The 15,473-nt window shown below is 73.1% G+C and carries 8 protein-coding genes; 4 read left to right on the plus strand and 4 right to left on the minus strand.

The features are described from left to right. Window positions 1-33 precede the first annotated feature (33 nt). On the plus strand, window positions 34-2,949 hold the full coding sequence (locus WME97_RS01195; RefSeq protein WP_437548793.1) for a protein kinase domain-containing protein: 2,916 nt from the start codon (window positions 34-36) through the stop codon (window positions 2,947-2,949). Here WME97_RS01195 and WME97_RS01200 read toward each other — a convergent pair whose 3' ends face one another. From WME97_RS01200 to WME97_RS01215, 4 genes are all read right to left on the minus strand, one after another. Then, entirely contained in the window at window positions 2,950-4,317 is a 1,368-nt protein-coding gene (locus WME97_RS01200; RefSeq protein ID WP_437548795.1) for a formylglycine-generating enzyme family protein, read from the minus strand. It abuts the gene before it with no gap. Window positions 4,318-4,464: 147 nt separating this feature from the next. After that, complete coding sequence (locus WME97_RS01205; protein WP_437548797.1) at window positions 4,465-6,351, minus strand: FG-GAP repeat domain-containing protein; 1,887 nt, start codon at window positions 6,349-6,351, stop codon at window positions 4,465-4,467. A gap of 121 nt (window positions 6,352-6,472) precedes the next feature. Further along, window positions 6,473-7,570, minus strand: coding sequence for a BPSS1187 family protein (locus WME97_RS01210; protein ID WP_437548799.1), 1,098 nt, complete (start codon window positions 7,568-7,570; stop codon window positions 6,473-6,475). A gap of 51 nt (window positions 7,571-7,621) precedes the next feature. After that, a complete protein-coding gene (locus WME97_RS01215) occupies window positions 7,622-8,650 on the minus strand; it encodes an AraC family transcriptional regulator ligand-binding domain-containing protein (protein WP_437548800.1) in 1,029 nt (342 codons plus the stop codon). 77 nt (window positions 8,651-8,727) lie between these two features. Between WME97_RS01215 and WME97_RS01220 the strand changes: the two genes are divergently transcribed. From WME97_RS01220 to WME97_RS01230, 3 genes are all read left to right on the plus strand, one after another. Then, on the plus strand, window positions 8,728-9,303 hold the full coding sequence (locus WME97_RS01220) for a GNAT family N-acetyltransferase (protein WP_437548802.1): 576 nt from the start codon (window positions 8,728-8,730) through the stop codon (window positions 9,301-9,303). 184 nt (window positions 9,304-9,487) lie between these two features. Next, window positions 9,488-11,245: a sigma 54-interacting transcriptional regulator gene (locus WME97_RS01225; protein ID WP_437548804.1), complete on the plus strand. Its 1,758-nt coding sequence runs from the start codon at window positions 9,488-9,490 to the stop codon at window positions 11,243-11,245. A gap of 51 nt (window positions 11,246-11,296) precedes the next feature. Next, window positions 11,297-15,457 (plus strand): TOMM system kinase/cyclase fusion protein, encoded by a 4,161-nt coding sequence (locus WME97_RS01230; RefSeq protein ID WP_437548806.1) that lies wholly within the window; start codon window positions 11,297-11,299, stop codon window positions 15,455-15,457. Window positions 15,458-15,473 lie beyond the last annotated feature (16 nt).

The raw sequence follows: 15,473 nt of genomic DNA on the forward strand, positions 1-15,473 counted from the left end.
TCTGTCCTCCGGAGATGGCGTATACTTCCGCCGATGTCCGGCGCCCAGCGCGACGTATTTCGGCTCTGCGGGACCACGATCGACGGCAAATACCGTGTCCTCTCCGCCGTCGGCGCAGGCGGGTTCGGCGTCGTCTATCGCGGCGTGCACGAGGGGTTCGACGCGCCCGTCGCGATCAAGTGCCTCAAGCTGCCCGACGAGCTCTCGCCCGAGGCGCAGCAGGATTTCGTTCGACGGCTGCGCGACGAGGGGCGGCTTTTGCTCCAGCTCTCGCGCCTCTCGCCCGGCATCGTCCAGGCGCTCGACATCGGCGCCTTCACGACCCAGGAGGGCGCTCGCGTGCCCTATCTCGTGCTCGAGTGGCTCGACGGCGAGACGCTCGCCAGCCACCTCGAGCGCCTGCGCGCCGGAGGCGGCGGCGCCCTGTCCCGCCGCGAGGCGATCCTCCTGCTCGACCCCGCGGTGCGCGCCCTCGCGGTGGCGCACGAGCAGAACATCGCCCACCGCGACGTCAAGCCGGAGAACCTCTTCCTCGCCGAGGCGGGGGGCGCGAGGACGCTCAAGGTCCTCGATTTCGGCATCGCCAAGATCATCGGCGATCAGCGCTCGCGCACCGCGGCGCTCGCGAGCACCGCGCAGGGGCCGTCGGTGTTCACGCCCCGCTACGGCGCTCCGGAGCAGTTCGACAAGCAGCGGGGCGCGACGGGGCCATGGACCGATGTCTTCGCGCTCGCGCTCGTCTTCGTGGAGCTCGTGACGGGCGCTCGGGCGCTGGAGGGGGAGGGGATCGTCGAGCTGTATTCGGTGGTCGTCGATCCCGCGCTGCGCCCCACGCTGCGGGCGCGCGGCGTCTCGGCGCCGGACGCGGTCGAGCGCGTGCTCTCGCGGGCGCTCAGCGTCGCTCCGCGTGACCGGTACGCCGACGCCGGCGCGTTCTGGCGCGCGCTGATCGCCGCCGAGGGGCTCGAGGCCGAGCTGCCGAGCCTCCCGCCGCGCTCGCCGCCCGCGGCGCGAGAGGCCGAGACGCGGGTCGAGAGCGGGAACGCGCGGGGCGGCCCTGCGCCAGGCGCCGAGCACGCGGGCACGCCCGCGGGGATCGGCTTCGAGCCGACCGTGCCGTACCGGACCGACCCGGCGTCGCCGCGCCCCGATGGCGCGCCGTCCGCGGCAGCCGGTGCGGAGCCTGCGCCGCGGCCGGACCATGGGGCTGGGGCCGCGTCGGGCGAGGCCGTCGTTGTGCGGACCGCACGCGACGAGCGCGCGCGGCCGGGCCGGCGCGGGCTCGTCGCGCTCGCGCTCGCGGCCTCGGCGGTCGCCGGCGCCACGGTCGCGGTGCTCCGGCGTCCCCCGGAGCCGCCGCCCCGGCCGAGCGGCGCGGCAGTCGCCGCCCCGGAGCCGCCGCGCCCCGCCTCGAGCAACCCGGAGGCCGCGGCGCTCTACCAGGAGGCGCTGCAGGCCTACCGTGACGGCGCGCCGGACGTGGCCGCGCGCACGATGGAGCGCGCTGTGGCGCTGGATCGTGGCCTCGGCGCCGGCCACCTGCGCGTGGCGATCTGGACGTTTCGACAGAGGCCGGCCGTGGCGCGCGAGCACTTCCAGCTGGCGCTCCGGCACCGGGCCGCCCTCGGCGAGCGCGACATGGCGCTGCTCGACGCGGCCGAGCCGTACGTGCGCCAGCCCTCCGACGCCGTCGCATGGGAGCGGCGGCTCGAGGCCGCGGTCGCGAGGTTCCCGGCCGATCCGGAGCTCCTCGTGTACCTCGGCGCGGCGAGGTTCGCTCAGCTCCGGTTCGACGCCGCCATCGAGGCCTACGATCGGGCGCTCGCCCTGGACCGGGGCCACGTGCTCGCGTGGGGGTCCAAGGGAGAGTCGCTCGGGATGAAGGGGGATGTCGCGGCGGAGCTCGCCGCCTACCAGGCGTGCGCCGAGACGGCTCCCGGCGCGACGCTCTGCCTCGCGAACCGGGTTCGCCTCCTCCATCGCCAGGGCGATTGCCAGCAAGTCGAGGAGCACGCGCGCCGCTGGCTCTCGATCGATCCGAAGGCGGCGCCGGCGCACCGGCACCTGGCGCTGGCGCTCCACGCGCGGGGCGCGCCGCGCGAGAGCGTGCTCGTGGCGCTGGAGCAGGGGTGGGCGGCGGTCCCCGAGGGCGAGCGGAGGGCGAAGGAGCTGCTCGATCGGATCTCGCTCGCGGTCCTGGACGGCGATTTCGAGCTGGCGGTGGAGCATGCCCGCGCGTGGCAGCGGGAAGTCGCCGGCAGGAACGATCAGGACGCGCACGCGAGCCCGGCCCTCAGGCTGGCGGAGCTCTACCGTGAGATGGGTTTGCCGCGGGAGGCCGGGCGTGTGGCGGACGATTTCCTCCGCCGGATGAGCGCCTGGTCCGAGCCGGCGACCACGGCCGACTGGACCATCGCGTTCTTGCCGTACAGCCGCCGGGCAGCGTCGATGACGCAGGAGGCGTACGACGCGGCGCGCTCGGCGTGGCTGGAGCGGGTCCAGGCGAAGTGGCGCGCCGCGGCGCAGGAGATCAAGCCGGAGCACCGCTGGCTGCTCTGGACCGAGGCGTACGCCGCCGGCGTGGAGACCGCGGCCGACGCGGCGGCGGCCTTCAAGACGATGCCGCTCGACCAGCCGCTCCCGTTGGAGAGCGGCCGGTGGCTCCTGCTCGATCTGCACATCGGCAAGGTGTACGCGCTCGTGGGGCAGGGGCAGGAGGCGATCGGGCCGCTGACGCGCGTGGCGCGCTCGTGCGCGGCACTGGCCGACCCGTTCTCGACAACGGAGGCGCGGCTCTACCTCGGCATGGCCCTGGAGGCGACAGGCGATCTGCGCGGCGCCGCTGCGGCGTACGAGGCTGTCCTCGAGCGCTGGGGCAAGGCGCGCCCGCGATCCATCTCCGCAGAGCAGGCGCGAGCGCGGCTCGGCGCGCTGCGGGCGCGGCGTTAGCTAGGGAGGGAGATCTCTCGCGCAACGCGCGCTGGTCCAGGGGCCGCGCACCGTCGGAGGGTCGGTGCCACGGTGCGCGTTGCTCACCGTGTATTCATCCGAGGCGTAGTAGCCGCCTCGACGGGTGCGTTGATTGTCGCCGGCCACGTCCGAGAGCTGGGCCTGGTCGTTCCAGGGAACGGTGTAGTTGACGGCCCAGTCCAGCGCCCATTCCGAGACGTTGCCGCTGAGATCGAACTGGCCCCACCGTCCCCGCCCCTGCGGCAGCGAGCCGACCTCAAGGAGGCTGCTCAAGGCGCACGGCATCGTGCAGGCGTACGCCGCGTGGTCATGGGTGATCACGTCGCCCCAGGGGAACTTCCGCTGCATGTTCCCTCCGACAGCTGCGTAGTTCCATTCGGCATCGGTGGGCAGCCGCCCGCGGTCCCAGATGCAGAACGCGAACGCCTCGTACCAGGTGATGCAGTTGATCGGCAGCGCCTCGTTATGCTCAGCCGTTGGGGTCCACGTCGCGGTCATGCTGGTGCAGCGCAGCGCTGCCGAGAGCGAGGTGGCGTCCGGGCGGAGCGCCTCGTTCCATGCGGACTGCCATCCGCTCCCCGGGATCTTCGGGTGCTCTCCCGCTGCGGCGGCGGGCGGCGAGGTCCGCACGCCGTGTCCGCTCTCCATGAAGGCTCTGAATCGCCCCACGGTGATCTCGAACGTATCCAGATGGAAGCTGCTGACCGACGCGGCGAATGCAGGGTTGTTGTTCCGGTTGAACGTGCCGCCCGGGACCTCGCGGCTATCACAGCAGCTGATGCCGGGAGGAGGCCCGCAGAGGGGGCCTGTCTCAGGCGGGCTGGTCGCACAGCTCGGGGCGGTCACGCCGCCTCCAGAGCCGCCGCTGCCGTCGCTGCCGCCGGCGCCACCGCCGGAGCTGGTGCTGGTGCTATTGCCACCGCCGGAGCTGCTGCTGGTGCTATTGCCACCGCCGGAGCCGCTGCTGCTGATGCTGGTGCTGGTGCTATTGCCACCGCCGGAGCCGCCGCTGCCGCCGGCGCCACCGCCGGAGATGCTGCTGCTGGTGCCACCGCCGGATCCGCCTGTGCCGTCGTCACCGGCTGTGCCGCTTCCGCCGCTGCTGGCGCCGCTGCCGCCGCCACCGGACGCGTCGCCTCCGGCCACTCCTCCGCCGCCCCCCTGCTCGGGGCCGCCACTCTGGCCACCGTGGCCAGATGCGGAGCCGCCGCCCGTGCCACCTCCCCCGTGCGCTCCGGGAGGCGTGTAGCTATCCCAGTCCACGCCCAGGATCTGGGCACAGCCAGCAGCGAGCACCGCCGCGAGCCACCCCGCGGTCCACCGTGCTGCGCCGCGCGCCTGAGGCATCGACACCAAACTCCGATCTTCGCCCGGCATTTGTCAAGTCACCTTCCGAACCGGGCGGATGACCCGGTTCGGGGTAGTGCGCCTTGCGCCCGCATTGGACAATCGACCCGCCACTCCGGATCGCGCCGATCTCGTTTACCACCCTCGTCAGACATCGTTGATCGTGATGCGCGCGCCCGAGGCGACGTCGTTGCGTGTCACCACCGAGCCGTCGGGGAACGTCACGCGGATATCGACCGACGCCGCGGCCCCCATCCCGATGACCAGCGGGAGCTGGCTCTGCTGCCGGTTGCCCCACTGGCCGGCGCCCACCAGGTAGGTCGCCACGCGATCGGCCCCTGTATAGCCGCCCGCGCGGAAGTCGCCGTCTCCGTCGAGGTCCACGTCGACGCGCGCGCCGATCGCGTCGCGGTCTTCCCTCACGTTCGCGTCGGTCGCATTGCCGTCGCGATCGGTGAGCACGCGGACGACCGCGTAGCCGGGCGCGCGGCAAGGCATTCCGGTCACGTCGCGGCGGTAGAGCGCCGTTTCTCCGAAGCTCGTGGTGAGCAGGTCGAGGTCGCCGTCGCCGTCGACGTCCGCGAACGAGCCGACCTGCCGCGCGGTGATCCCGAGCGAGGCGCCGGCGGCCGCGAACGTGCCCGCGTCGTTGCGGTAGAGCGTGCCGCCTGCGTACGCGTCGAGGTCGCCGTCCTGGTCCCAGTCGGCCCATACGCTCGCGCTCATGAACGCTCCGTCTCCGAGCCCCACGCTCGCCGCCATGGCGCCGGAGAACGGCGCGCCCGCGCCGGCATTGTAATAGAGCAGATCGTCCGCGTCCCCGTCGCGCACCGAGAGGAGATCGAGGTCGCCGTCGGCGTCGATATCGATCCAGGTCGCGCCGCCCCAGCGGGAGCTGGCCGCCGGCGTGTCCTCGAGCCCCGCCGATGTCGCGACGTCCGTCCAGCTCGGCGATGTAAATCGGAAGAAGCGGTTACCGTCTCCGGTCGAGCCGGTGGCCATGTAGAGGTCGAGATCGCCGTCGCCGTCGGGATCGGCCCACGCCGCGCTGTCGCCCTGGAGAAAGGTGCTGAAGCGCGCCCTGTCATCCGCGAACGGCAGCGCACCGTCGTTCCGGAACATGCCGGACGCGCCGAACTCCGAGCCGAAGAACAGATCGAGGTCGTTGTCGCGATCGTGATCGACCCACACCGCCGGGCCGGGCGTCGTCGCCGTGAGCTCGAGGTTGGCCGAGAGCGCGACGTTCATGAACGTGCCGCTGCCGTCGTTGCGATAGAGCCGGTTCGGGATCGTGCCGTAGCGGGTGTCGTTGGCGACGAAGATATCCATGTCGCCGTCGTTGTCGAAGTCGGCGGCGATCACCGGGTAATGCTCGGAGGTGGTGCCAAGGTCCCTGATGCCGCGCGCGGCGGCCCCCTCCGTGAACACGCCCGCGCCGTTGTTGATGTACAGGCCGCTGCCGCGCAGGAACACGTCGAGGTCGCCGTCGTTCTCGACGTCGAGCCACGCGACGACCGAGCTGCCTGTCGTCGCCGGCAGGCCCGAGGCGGCGGTCACGTCGGCGAAGCGGAGGCCGCAGGTGACCGCGGGCCCATCGGCGCACACCCCCATCGCGCAGCCGCCGCACGCCCCGCTCGGGCACCCCGTGCACGCCGTGCCCTCCGGCGCCCGGTTTGCGACGCACTCGCCCGCGCCGTCGCACGTGTCGGCCGCGTCGCACTCGCCGGCCGCGGCCGCGCACTCGGTCCCCGCTCGCCGCGGCTGGGCGAAGCACTCGCCCTCGATGCACACGCCGCGCATGCAGCCGCCGTCGAGGTGGCTGCAGTCCACGCCGACGCACAGCGGCCCGCCGCCGTCGTTCCCGCCGCCGCCGTCGCTCCCGCCGCCGGTGCCCGCGCCGCCGCCGCCGTCGTTTCTGCCCCCGCCGTCGTTCCCGCCCGCGCCCTGGGGCTCTTCGCCGGAGAACGTCCTCGACTTCGCCGAGCAGCCCACCGCGAGCAACGCCGCCGCGAGGGCGAGGAAAGACCGTTTCACGTTCGACCTCCGATCGTCAGGCCCGCGGTCGCCGCGGGAAAAGCGATCCGGTCGAGACTACAGGCAGCGCAGGACGTTGTCGCGCACGAGCTGGCAGCCTCACTCGACGGGGAGCGCGACATCACGGCAGCGGCAAGCCGAACATCGCCTCGCAGACGGCGACGTGCGCGCCGCAATTACCGGCGGCTCCGTGGTCGCCGTCCTTGAGCGCGAGCCGGTGCGACCCGCCGTACGGCGGCGCCGCGCCCGGGACGTCCACCTCGACGAGCTCGCCGGGCAGGCCGATGAGGTCGAATGCTTCGAGGTGATCCGGGTGCTGCTCATCGCGCTCGCCGGTCAATCCGAACATGCGATCCACGGGCGTCGCCGACGGCTCCGAGAGCCAGGTGGCGCTCACCGGGTTCGTGTCGCGCGGCCCGGCCAGCGACACCACCCGATCGAGCCTGACGACCTTGCCGATGCGGGCGGCCGAGCTCGCGCCGTGCGAGTGGCCGCTGAAGATGATGACCGACCAGCGCGGGCTCCCGTCGTCTTCGAGGAAGTAGCCCCAGTCGCCTCGCGGGTGGACCTCTTTCAGGTGCGCGAGCGCCTTCGCCAGCCGCGCTTCGATGCTGTCGGCCCTTGTCACCTCGATGAGCGCGGTGTGGTCCTGACCGTCGAACGCCTCAAGCCGCGCGTCGCCGAACGTGTCCGGATCATTCTGAACGATGTTGTAGTCGTTCTTGTAGGCGACCGCGAACGCGTGAAAGCCGCGCGCGGCGACGAAGCGGGTGAGGTCGAGCGGGCCAGGAGGCTGGCTGCTCCCCGACAGCGTGACGACGAGCTTGCCCGCGAACCGCGCGACCCGGGTGTCGAGGAGGGCCACCTGCTCCAGGTCGCGGTCGGAGACCTCTGGATCGAGCTCGCTGGGCTTGAACCGGATCTCGCTGAGCTCGGGTGAGCTCGTGTCCACGTGCAGCTCGCGCGGCGCGCCGGCCGCGCCGCCCGCGCCGTTCGCGCCGCCTGCGCCGCCCGCGCCGTTCGCGCCGCCTGCGCCGTTCGCGCCGTTCGCAGAGCTACCGACTCCGGAGGTCGCGGCGGCGCCGCCGGTCCCGGTCGTCGCGGTGCCCGTGGCTGCTCCGCCGCCAGCGCCCGGGGGGCCGCCGTCGCTCGACGAGCCGCCGCACGCCACGCACCCGAGCGTCCACCAGGCGCAACCGATCCACGCCGCGATCCGCATGCTCGAAACGTTACCAGATCACCTCCGGCGCCCCGCGGTGGACGAGCCGGATCACCCGATTTTCTCGGTCACGCAGCGCGGCGCGGGCGCGCACGGCGGCGCTTCACCGGCCTCGCCGTGGCGTGGCGCCGATCCGTGGCGGCGGCTCCGTGACGGGGCCTCTCCGCGCCAGCGCCGCCACGCGCGCGTGAAGGAGGCCTGCTCGGCGAACCCCAGACGGGCGGCGATCTCGCCGAGCGTCAGCGCCCCTTCGTCCAGCAGCTGCTCCGCGCGATCGCGGCGCACCTCGTCCAGCACCTCCACGAACGAGGTGCGGCTCAGCGAGAGCTTGCGCTGCAGCGAGCGCACGCTGAGCCCCAGCGCCGAGGCCACCTCGCCGAGGGTCGGCGTGCCGGGGAGGCGCTGCAGCGCAAGGGCGCGCACGGCCACGAGCAGCGCGTCGCTGGTGCGCTGCTCGGCCCCCACCGTGGCCTCGAGGGTCGCCAGCAGCCGCGGGTCGGCGCTGCGCAGCGGCGTCGTCCAGTCGCCCGAGGAGAAGCGCAGCGCGGTGCGCCGCGCGCCGAACCGCAAACGGGCCACGCCGAGCAGCTCGATCCACCGCGCGCGCGGCTCGGGGCTGGGTTCGGCCAGCTCGAGCGACGGCATCTCGAGCGACCGGCTCGCCAGCGCCCGCATCCGCGCCAGCACGATGCCGAGCACCAGCAGGTCGCTCTCGAGCTCCCCCGGGAAGGGCGGCTGGTTGACGATGACCACGCGCCGCACGCCGCTCCGCAGCCGCTCGATGAGCAACTGGACGCCGGGCGCGACGAGCGGGAAGAGCCGCTGGGCCACCGTGAGCGCCGCCCCCACCGTCGCCGAGGACGCCGCGAGGTAGTCCACCACGCCCATCGTGCCCAGCGGCATCGTCAGCCCCACCTCGAGCGGGAGGGTCCGCCGGCCCGTGCGCGCGATCGCCCGGGCCCACAACGTCGCGAGCGCCAGGTCGTCGTGGATGGGGCCAATCTTCAGCCGCGGAACATCGACCCCGAAGCGACCCAGCGCCTCGGAGATGGCCTGTGCGGTCGCGGCGACGACGGGCATGCCGCGACGGTACCACGTGGCGCGCGAAGACAAGCAACTGGCGCACGCGGACAAACGCCTGAATGCATGGTGGGCGCATGACTGCTGCGCAGATACTGGCCAGGGCGTTTCACGAAGATCCCTTCATCTCCTGGGCGGAGCCCGACCCCGCCCGGCGACAGCAAACGATGACCACGGTGTTCGGAGCGATGCTGGCGCACGCGGAGCGGCACGGCGGGCGGCTGTTCGAGCCCGGGGTCGGCTCGGTGGACTGGAAGCCTCCCGCGCACGCGGGCATGGGCCTCGGAGACGTCGTCCGCAGCGGCCTGTGGCAGGTGATGCTCGTCGCCCCACCGGCGGTGTGGTGGCGGCTTTCGGCGCACGAGGACGCCGCGATGGCCCGCGTTCGCCTCTTTCTCGGGCAAGGCAGCGTCTACCTCGGCACGCTGGGCGTCGAGCCGTCGCTGGCCGGGCGCGGACACGGGGGCCGGCTGCTCCAGCGCACCCTCGCGGTGCTCTCGGAGCGGTGGACGACCTGCGTCCTGCGTACCGAGCAGCCGCGCAACGCCGCGTTCTACCGCAAGCACGGCTTCACGCTGGTGGACGAGAGCGTGGTGCCGGTGAGCGGGCTGCCGGTGCTCATCTTCTCACGCCCGCTCGAGAAAACGAGGTGACGCCTGCAGGAGCTGGCGTCTTCCGGCTCCAGCACCGACGCCGAGCAGCAGCGCCGGCGCTGCCACGGCCTCCGAGGCAAGAAGGGGCTCGCGTCCCGCCCGGACGCACTGCGTCCGCGGGAGACGCGAGCCTGTTCGTTCCACCTGGACCCGCCCCCGTTCTCCTGCTCTTCTGCTCCCCACCGTGACCGCGTCCCGTGACGAGAGCTTCATCTCCCTCGTCCCCCGCCTGGTGTCGGCCACGTACTTCGACGAGGCTGCCACGGCGGTCCTCCAGGCCATGTTCACCTGCGTCGAGGAGGCGCTCGCCGGCAGCCCGTTCGCCAGCCGCGCCCGGATCCTGCGTGGCGTCGTCCACCTCCGTCCCGAGGACAGCTACCAGCGCCTCTTCGGCATCGACCGCCCGAGCGGCGCGCGCATCGAAGGCACCGGCTATCTCACCTCCGGCAGCGTCTGGAGCTGGATCGAGAAGCACCGCTGTTCCGTTTCGATCGACGTCCAGCGCGCTTCGCTCCGCTCGTGGATGCCGGACGGGGCCATCGCGCTCCGCCACGCGCCAGAGGCGGCCGGTATGCCCGGCGACGCGACGCGCGAGCGGATGCTCGGTCGCGACGCGACCCACGTCCATGTCGTCCCGCTGCGCGCGCCGGGCGGCAGCGTCGACGGCATGATCGCGATCGAGGTGAGCTGCAGGGGGGCCGCCGGACTCGAGCTCCCCTGGGCGGAGTGCCACGAGGAGCTGGCGATCCTCGCCAGCATCGCCGGAGCCTTCATCGCCGCCCGCGCGCTGCCCGTTCGCTCGGACGAGCCGGCGAGCCCGGACGAGTTCTTGCCGGTCGTCGGTCAGAGCACCGCGCACCTCGTCGAGCTGCTCCGCGCCTTCGCCCCGCGGGACGACACCATCCTGATCACCGGCCCGACCGGCGCCGGAAAATCCAGGCTGGCGCGCTGGTGCCACGAGCACTCGCAGCGCCGGGGCCAGCCCTTCGAATCGCTGGATCTCCTCGGCGTGCCCGAGGACCTGCAGATGGCCGAGCTGTTCGGCTGGAAGCGGGGCGCCTTCACCGGAGCGGTCAAGGACAACCCGGGCGCGGTCGCCCGCGCCGCGAAGGGCACGCTGTTCCTCGACGAGATCGACAAGCTCTCGCTCAAGGCCCAGGCGGGCCTCCTGCGCTTCATCGAGGAGCGCGCTTACCGGATGCTGGGCGATGACGGGGCGGGGGAGCGCCGCGCCGACGCGCGCCTCCTCGTCGGCACCAACGCCGATCTGCGGGCCGCCGTGCGCGCCGGCCGCTTCCGCGAGGACCTGTACTACCGCATCAACGTGCTGCCGGTGCGGCTGCTCCCGCTCGCCGAGCGGCTCGACGAGCTCCCGCGCTGGGCCGACTACATGCTGAACCGGCGCCATCAGGAGGCCGACGGCAAGGGGGCGGCGCGCTTCGAGCCCGACGCCATGAAGCTCCTCGTGTCCGCGCCCTGGCCGGGCAACCTGCGGCAGCTCGACAACATCGTCCGGCGCGCTTACGCGCTCCATCTCGCGGGGCAGAGCGGCCTCGGCGGCGATCTGGTGATCCAGCGGCGCCACGTCGAGCGCGCGCTCACCTTCGACGGCGACGCCGAGCCGAGCGCGCTGACCAAGCTGCTCTGGCGGGCGGCCCTCAGCTTCGTGAACGAGGCCGAGCGACGCCGCGGCGGCGGCGCCCCGCTCCCGCTCGAGCTGACCGACGCATTCCGGGGCATGGTCCTCGGCGCGGCGGTGCAGCGGACGGGCAACCGTGACGACGCCTTCACGCTGCTCGGCCAGGAGATGCTGCTCAAGAACCGCAACCATCATCGGACGCTGCGGCGCGAGCTCTCGCGGGTGCGCGAGGTCCTGGACCTGCTGGGAGGTGAGGTCGACCCGGAGCTCCTGGCGGTGCTCGACGCCGACAAGGAGCCCTGAGGGCGCGGTGCCAGCGCTCTCCGAGCGCCTCCAGCGACCACGAGATCGAGCATGCAGTGCTATGCCGCAGACGGTGCCGCGCTCGCGCCAGGCGCCACGTTCGACGGGCGTTACGAGATCCTCGCCAAGCTCGGCGAGGGCGGCTTCGGCGTGGTGCACAAGGCCCGCCAGCTCACCACCGGGCAGCCGATCGCCCTGAAGATCCTGCGCCTCGCCGAGCAGGGAGGCGCCGCGCAGGCCGACCGGCGGACCGCGCGCTTCCTGCGCGAGACGCGGCTCTGCGCCCAGCTCCACCACCCCAACATCGTCCAGCTCGTCGACGCGGGGCAGGCAGGAGACGGGACCCTCTACGCCGCGTTCGCCTTCGCGCCTGGCGACAACCTCGCCGCCCTGCTCCAGCGAGAGGGCGCGCTCGCGCCGTCCGAGGCGCGGCACCTGATGCTCCAGGCGCTCGACGCCCTCGCCTGCGCCCACGCAGCGGGCGTCGTCCACCGCGACCTCAAGCCGAGCAACATCATGGTGATCCCCACGGGCGCCCGCCGCAACGCGCTGGTGCTCGACTTCGGGATCGGCGCCACGCTCGACGACGGGCGATCCACGCGCCTGACCGGCAGCCACGACGCGCTGGGCACGCCCGGCTACGGCGCGCCGGAGCAGTGGCGCGGCGCCGAGGCCTCGCCGCGCGCGGATCTGTTCTCGTGGGGCCTCGTCTTCCTCGAGTGCCTCACGGGCAAGCCGGCGTACGGCGGCACGGAGGCCGAGATCTTCTACCGGCTGCTCGGCCCCGATCCCGTCCCGATCCCCGCCGCGCTCGAGCACCACCCCCTGGGCGACCTGCTCGCCCGTGCTCTCCGCAAGGACGAAGGCGCGCGCGACGTCACCGCCCGCGGGCTCTTCGAGGCGCTCGAGGCCTGCAACCTGCGCGGGCTCTCGCGCGAGGCGATGCTCGCCGCCAGCGGCCGCCCGGCCGGCGGGGACACGCGGTCTCTGTCCTCGATCGCGAGTGTCGCCACATCGCTCGACCGGCGGAGGGAGCCCGCTCCGCCCGCGCTCGACGGCGAGCGCCGGCAGCTGACGGCCCTCTGCTGTCACGTGAGGGCGCGCGCGGCCGTCGCGCAGGCCCTCGACGCCGTCGATGTCGAGCGGCTGGACGACCCCCTGCGCGCGGCGCTCGCCCGCTGCGCGGACCTCGGGCGCCGCCACGGCGGGTACGTGGCCGCGGCGTTCGGCGACGATCTGCTCGTCTACTTCGGCTACCCCAGCGCGGCGGAGGACGACGCCAGGCGCGCTGCCCGCGCGGCGCTGGCGATGGCAGGCGCCGAGGACGCCGAGGACCCGCGCAGCGCCGCGCCGGGCGCGCGGATCGACGTGAGCGTCGGCCTCCACACCGGCCTCGTCGTCGACGGGAACCTGGGGGACCTCGACGGCGCGTGCCTCGTCACCGGCGCCACCCCGCGGCTCGCCGCGCGGCTCGCCGCGCTGGCGCCGCCGGGATCCGTGGCGGTCAGCGCCGCGTCGCAAGCGTTGCTGCGCGCCTCGTTCGACCTCGAGAGCGAAGGGGGCCGCGCCATCGAGGGGATCGCGGCGCCGGTGGAGACCTACCGCCTCCGGCAGGAGCACGGCGCCGCGGCGAGCTGGCCGACCCCCGACGGCTCGAAGGCGCCGCTCTCCGGCCGAGATCAGGAGACCGGGCTCCTCGCGGAGCGGTGGCGCCGCGCGTGCGAGGGGGCGGGCCAGTCGATCCTCATCACGGGCGAGCCCGGCATCGGCAAGAGCCGGCTGGCGCGCGCGCTGCGCGATCGGCTGGCGCGCGAGGCCCACACCTTTCTCGAGGCGCGGTGCTCGCCCGACACGCAAACCAGCCCCCTCCGTCCGGTGGTCGATCTGCTCGAGCGCACGCTCGGGCTCGATCAGGAGCCCGACGCGGGCGGCAAGATCGCGCGGATCGAGCGGGAGCTCGCCGGTCACGGCTTCACGCTGGCCGAGGCCATGCCGCTCTTCGTGCCGCTCTTCTCCCTGCCCCTCGGCGAACCGTACGCCCCGCTCGACGTCTCGCCGCAGCGGCACAAGGCGCTGACGCTCCAGGCCGTGGCGTCGCTGCTCCTCGCGATCGCCGACGAGCGGCCCGTCCTCCTGGTGGCCGAAGACTTGCACTGGGCCGACCCCACCACGATGGAGTTCCTCGCCCAGCTCGTTCGCGAGGCGCCCGCGGTCCCCCTGTGCGTCATCATGACGGCTCGCCCGGAGTTCTCACCGTCGTTCTCGACGGCCGACATGCTGCTGCTCCCGCTGAGCCGCCTGGAGCGCCCGCACATGGAGGAGATGCTCACCGGGCTCTCGGGCCACAAGGCGCTGCCTCCCGCCGTGATAGAGCAGGTCGCAGACCGCGCGGACGGGGTGCCGCTCTTCGCCGAGGAGCTGCTCCGGATGATGATCGATGCGCGGCTCCTGGTGGAGCGGGAGGATCGCTACGAGCTGACCCGGCCGCTCTCGGGCGCGGCGATCCCGGGGACGCTGCGGGCGCTGCTCACGGCGCGGCTGGATCGTCTTTCGCGCGCCAAGCAGACGGCCCAGCTCGCGGCGGCGATGGGCCGGGAGTTCAGCGTCAAGGTGCTCTCGGCCGCGAGCCCGCTCGGCCCGGCGGCGGTGGCAGAGGATCTGGAGCGCCTGATGAGCGCGGGGATCGTGCTGCGCAGGCGGCGCGGCAAGGACGCGGTGGGGAGCTTCAAGCACGCGCTGGTGCGGGACGCGGCGTACGAGTCGCTGTCCACCGGCGCGCGGCAGCGGAGCCACGCGCGCATCGCGAAGACGCTGGAGGAGGGGTTTCCGGAGGTGGTCCGAACGCGGCCGGATCTGCTCGCGCACCACCACGCGGCGGCGGAGCAGATGCGGGAGGCCGTGGGCTACGCGCAGAAGGCGGCGCAAGCGGCGCTGGCTCGGTCGGCGTACGTGGAGGCGATCACCGGGGCCAAGCAGGCCATCGCGTGGCTGCCGGCCATAGCGCAGGAGCACGAGCGAGCCGAGATGGAGCTCGGGCTGAACGGTATCATCATGCCGGCGCTGATCACGACCAAGGGCTGGTCGGCGCCCGAGGTCAAGAGCATTTACGATCGAGCCATCGAGCTCGCCACGCAGACCGGCGAGCGGGAGCGGGGGAGCCAGGCGCTGCACGGCATGGCCATGTTCACGCTGTTCCGCGGCGATCTCACGGCGGCCCGGGACATCGCGACCCAGTGCGCGAAGCTGGCGGAGGACACGAATGACGTCGTCGCCCTGACGCAGGCGTCGCTCATCCTGGCGAACGTGACCACGTGGCTGGGGGACCACACCGAGGGCGAGCATCACCACCGGCGTGTCATCGAACTCTACCAGCCGGCAGAGCTGCCCGCCTACATGGCGCGTTATGGCTGGAATCCGAATATCGTCGTGCGCGTGACCCACGCCATGAGCGCGTGTATTTGCGGCGAGCCGGATGGCGCGGTGCGGATCTACGAGGATGCGATCGCCGCGGCGGAAGCGACGGAGCACCCCTTCACCATCGCCATTGCCTATCAGATCGGCGCGTGGATCCACCACCTCAGGCGCGAGGTGGCCGACACGCAGAGGTACGCCGACGCGCTTGGGAAGGTCGCCGCCGACCATGGATTCCCCGCGTTCATGGTGCTCGCCGATGCGCTGGGGGGTTGGGCCATGGTCCATTCGGGACAGGCGGAGCAGGGACTGGAGCGCGTCCGAGGCGCCATCGCGCGCTGGCGGCGAATGGGCTCGGGCATGGTCACCACCTTCTACGCCACGCATCTCGCCGACGCCTGCCTGGCCGCCGGCGCCGTCGAGGGCGCCCGCGAGGCGATCGACGAGGCGCTCGGCGAGACGTTCACGACACAGGAGCGCTGCTACCATCCGGAGCTCCACCGGCTGCTCGGGGAGGTGTGGCGGGCCAGAGGAGACCCAGGGCAGGCGGCGGCCGCGTTCGCGAGCGCGAGGGACATGGCCGAGGCGCAGAGGGCCCGGCTCTTCGCGCTGCGCGCGCAGGTGGCTCTCGTTCGCCTGCGCAGGGCTGAAGGGCGCGTGGAGCTCGACGATGTCGAGCGGCTCCGCCGGCTCCGGTCGGGCATCACCGACATTCCGGATGCTCGCGAGGCCGACTCGCTGCTGTTTGCGGGCGCCGGCCAGCCGAGCACGGGCGAGAGCTCGAGGGGTTCAGGACAGTAACCAACGTGACAAAGGA

Source organism: Sorangium sp. So ce367 (assembly GCF_051520455.1).
Lineage (GTDB): Bacteria > Myxococcota_A > Polyangia > Polyangiales > Polyangiaceae > Sorangium > Sorangium cellulosum_B.